Origin of the sequence: Saliniramus sp. (assembly GCF_035311605.1) — a bacterium.
GTDB lineage: Bacteria > Pseudomonadota > Alphaproteobacteria > Rhizobiales > Beijerinckiaceae > Saliniramus.
This window is the reverse complement of the sequence record NZ_DATGCW010000102.1, coordinates 1-3105: the sequence shown is the minus strand read 5'-3', so window position 1 is coordinate 3105 and position 3105 is coordinate 1. Positions and strand designations below refer to the sequence as shown.

3 protein-coding genes are annotated in these 3105 nt (G+C 63.6%); all 3 read left to right on the top strand.

Features of this window, described 5'->3' with window-relative positions:
* Positions 1-1245, top strand: a 1245-nt coding sequence (gene pstC / locus VKP01_RS04810) for a phosphate ABC transporter permease subunit PstC (RefSeq protein ID WP_324410794.1), incomplete at its 5' end; no start/stop codon positions are given.
* Positions 1238-2527: a phosphate ABC transporter permease PstA gene (gene pstA / locus VKP01_RS04805; RefSeq protein ID WP_324410792.1), complete on the top strand. Its 1290-nt coding sequence runs from the start codon at positions 1238-1240 to the stop codon at positions 2525-2527. The genes pstC and pstA, both read left to right, overlap by 8 nt.
* A 134-nt stretch (positions 2528-2661) precedes the next feature.
* On the top strand, positions 2662-3105 hold a 444-nt coding region (locus tag VKP01_RS04800), incomplete at its 3' end, for a phosphate ABC transporter ATP-binding protein (RefSeq protein ID WP_324410796.1).

The window sequence follows — 3105 nt, the reverse complement described above, 5'->3', positions numbered from 1 at the left end:
GTCGCGATCTGGGTCGGCATACCGGCCTTCATCCTCGTCATGCTCTGGCTGCTTTTTCAAGGCACCGTCATCGACAGCCTGATCATGGCGAGCCTTCCCGAGACATTGACGCGCGACGCTTCGGCCACGCAGCTCGATCTGTATCTCGCCGAGATCAAGAACGTGGCGGGCGGTATCATTTTCGGAGAACCGCAGCCGGCCATCGCCGCCGCAGCCGAGCGCTATCAGCGCTGGCAAAGCATCGCCGGCTGGGCCATGGTGGTGGTTGCCCTGTGCCTGATGATCATCACGCTTTTCGTCGCACAGGCCCGCTTGTCGCTGCGCTTTCGCGCGCGTCAGGGGTTCGAGCGCGGCATCACGATCCTGATGGTCACGTGCTCGGTCATCGCCATCATGACGACGGTGGGGATTATCGCCTCGCTGCTCTTCGAAGCCTGGTTCTTCTTTTCGCTGGTGCCGCCCACGGAATTCCTGTTCGGCATGAACTGGGAGCCGCAGATCGCGATCCGCGCCGACCAGGTCGCCGGCGCGGGTGCATTCGGCGCGGTACCCGTCTTCGTCGGCACGCTGCTGATTGCCACGATCGCCATGTCCGTCGCGACGCCCATCGGCCTGTTCTCGGCGATCTACCTGGCAGAATTCGCGAGCGACCGCCTGCGCCGCACGGTCAAGCCGCTGATGGAAATCCTCGCGGGTATCCCGACCGTCGTCTATGGCTTCTTCGCCATCCTCGTCGTCGCGCCCGCCTTGCGCGATGCCGGCGCGGCGCTCGGTCTTCCGATCTCGCCGAATACGGCCCTCGCGGCCGGCGGGGTGATGGGGATCATGCTGATTCCCTTCATCTCCTCACTTTCCGATGATGCCCTGCGCGCAGTGCCGCGCTCGCTGCGCGAAGGCTCGCTGGCGCTTGGCGCGACCAAGGCAGAGACGATCACCAAGGTGCTGCTGCCGGCCGCCCTGCCCGGCATCATGGGCGGTATCCTCCTCGCGATCAGTCGCGCCATCGGTGAAACCATGATCGTTGTGATGGCTGCCGGACTGATGGCGACGCTCACCTTCAATCCGCTCGATTCAGTGACGACGGTGACCGTGCAGATCGTCACGCTCCTGATCGGCGATACCGCCTTCGACAATCCCAAGACCCTGGCCGCCTTCGCGCTGGGGCTCGTCCTGTTCATCGCGACGCTCGGCCTCAACGTGATCGCCCTGCGCATCGTCCAGAAGTACAGAGAGCAGTATGACTGATACCGCCGTTCCCGCCATGGCCGACTTCGACTGGGGCTCCGGGCAAGCCAAGGCACGCCGGACGAAGCGTTATGCCAAGGAGAAGAGGCTGCGTGCCTATGGCATAGCCGCGATCACGGCGGCCCTGTCCCTGCTGGCATTGCTGCTTGGTTCGCTGATCCTCAACGGTTACATGGCCTTCGTCCAGACCAAGGTCGAGGTGCCGTTCTACGTCGATCCCGAGGTCATCTCGCAGGACAACCTTCAGCGCGGCAACTGGCGCGAGATCACCAGCCGATCCGTGGCGGAGCTGTTTCCGGACTTGCCGGAGGAGGATCTGCGCACCGCTGTGAGTATCCTGACAAACAATACCCCCTTCCTCGTGCGCAACGTGGTCATGGACGACCCGGGTCTGATCGGGGAGACGATCACCCTCGACATACCGGCCTCTGATCCCTTCGATCAGCTGAACAAGGGGCAGGTCGACCGGGATACGCCGGAAGCCCGGCGGCGAGTCAGTGATTTCGAGGTCATGCTGTTCGACCAGCTCATCGCGCAGGGACGTGTTTCCACGCCGTTCAATTTCGCCCTGTTCACCAATGCCGACAGCCGCTTCCCGGAACTCGCCGGGCTCGCCGGCGCCATCACGGGCTCGTTTTTTGCGCTGCTTGTCTGCTTCCTCCTCAGCTTCCCGATCGGCATCGCTGCAGCGGTCTACCTCGAAGAGTTTGCACCGAAGAACCGCTGGACGGACGTGATCGAGGTCAACATCAACAATCTCGCGGCCGTTCCGTCGATCGTCTTCGGCCTGCTCGGCCTCGCAGTCTTTCTCGGCTGGTTCGGCCTGCCGCGCTCGGCGCCGCTGGTCGGCGGGATGGTGCTCTCCCTGATGACCCTGCCGACGATCATCATCGCTACCCGCGCCGCCCTCAAGGCTGTGCCGCCATCAATCCGGGAGGCTGCGCTCGGAGTGGGCGCATCCAAGCACGAAGTGGTGATGCATCACGTGCTGCCGCTGGCGCTTCCGGGCATCCTCACCGGCACCATCATCGGTCTGGCCCAGGCGCTGGGCGAGACCGCACCGCTGCTGCTAATCGGCATGAACGCCTTCATCACCAGCCCGCCGGGTGGCCTCATGGAGCCGGCGACCGCTCTGCCGACGCAGATCTACATCTGGGCGGACAGCCCCGAACGCGGCTTCATCTCTCGGACTTCCGCCGGAATCCTGGTCCTGATGGGCTTTCTGATCACGATGAATGCGATCGCCGTCTATCTGCGCCAGCGCATCGAACGCACCTGGTGAACCCGTTTTTCGAGGACCATGCCATGACCGCCACTGCCACTACCGCCGCAGCCGCCGCCACTGCCGCAGCCACCGCTCCTGCGCCGCAGCCGGCATCCTCCGGGGATGCGCCCATCAAGACGGTGCGATCGCCGATGCCGAACCAGGCCAGGACGAAGATCGAGACCAAGGGTGTCGATGTCTTCTATGGTGAGAAACAGGCGATCTTCGATGTGTCGCTGAACATTCCCGAAAAGGCCGTCACCGCCTTCATCGGACCGTCCGGCTGCGGCAAGTCGACCTTCCTGCGCTGCATCAACCGCATGAACGACACGATCGACATTGCCCGGGTGACCGGGCGCATCGCCATCGACGACCGGGACATCTATGACCCCGATCTGGATGTGGTCGAGTTGCGCGCGCGGGTCGGCATGGTCTTCCAGAAGCCGAATCCGTTTCCGAAATCGATTTTCGAGAACATCGCCTACGGGCCGCGCATTCATGGTCTGGCCCGTAGCAAGACCGATTTCGAGGAGATCGTCGAGAACAGCCTGCGCCGCGCCGGTCTCTTCGAGGAGGTCAAGGACCGGCTTCACGAG

What these genes read in the sequence shown, in the direction of transcription:
- pstA (WP_324410792.1), top strand. Translation starts at nt 1,238, where the DNA reads ATGACTGATACCGCCGTTCCCGCCATGGCCGACTTCGACTGGGGCTCC.